The 861-nt window shown below is 72.7% G+C and carries 1 protein-coding gene; it reads left to right on the forward strand.

Annotated elements, in window-relative coordinates:
* Positions 1-861 (forward strand): UDP-N-acetylmuramoyl-L-alanine--D-glutamate ligase (gene murD / locus L2I40_RS23825; RefSeq protein WP_237217822.1); only part of this gene is annotated, 861 nt, incomplete at both ends.

Below are 861 nucleotides of genomic sequence, written 5' to 3' on the forward strand. Positions count from 1 at the left end.
TGCTGCTCTCGCCCGGCATCCCGCATGTCCTGCCCGCGCCGCATCCGGTCGCCGCGCGCGCGCGCGAGGCCGGCGTGCCGATCCTGGCGGATGTCGAGTTCCTCTTCCGCGCGGTGCGCGCGACCGGCAGCGCGGCGCGCTTCGTCGGCGTCACCGGCACCAACGGGAAGTCCACCACGACGGCGCTGATCCACCACCTGCTGCAGCGCGCGGGCCGCGTCGCGGAGGTCGGCGGCAATCTCGGCCCGGCGGCGCTCGGCCTCAACATCTTGGGGTCCGAGGGCACGTACACCCTCGAAATGAGCTCCTACATGTTGGAGCGACTCGCAACGATCCGCTTCAACTCCGCGGTGATGCTGAATCTCAGCGCGGATCACCTCGACCGGCATGGAAGCATGACCGGCTATGCCGCTGCGAAGGCTGAAATCTTCGCGCGACAGGAGCCGCATGACTTGGCGGTCCTTGGGCAGGACGATGCGTGGTCCGTCGGGATGGCGGATGGCCTGCGCGCGCGGCTGGTTCCCGTCTCCGGCCAGCGACGCGTCGCCGGGGGGGTCTGGGCCGAGGGCGCGTCGCTCCGCGACGAGGCGGGGGAGATCGCCGACCTGCGCGCCGCGCCGGCGCTTCCGGGCAGCCACAACGCGCAGAACGCCGCCGCGGCCGCCGCCGTCGCGCTCGCGGCCGGGCTGACGCGCGCCGAGATCGCCGAGGGGCTCATGAGCTTCCCCGGCCTGCCGCACCGGCAGGAGCGCGTGGGCACGCTCGGCGGCGTCGTCTTCGTCAACGACAGCAAGGCCACGAATGCCGACAGCGCGGCACGTGCTCTCGGCTCCTACGACCGCGTCGTCTGGATCGCCGGCG

It is taken from the genome of Falsiroseomonas oryziterrae (assembly GCF_021864505.1).
Classification (GTDB): domain Bacteria; phylum Pseudomonadota; class Alphaproteobacteria; order Acetobacterales; family Acetobacteraceae; genus Falsiroseomonas; species Falsiroseomonas oryziterrae.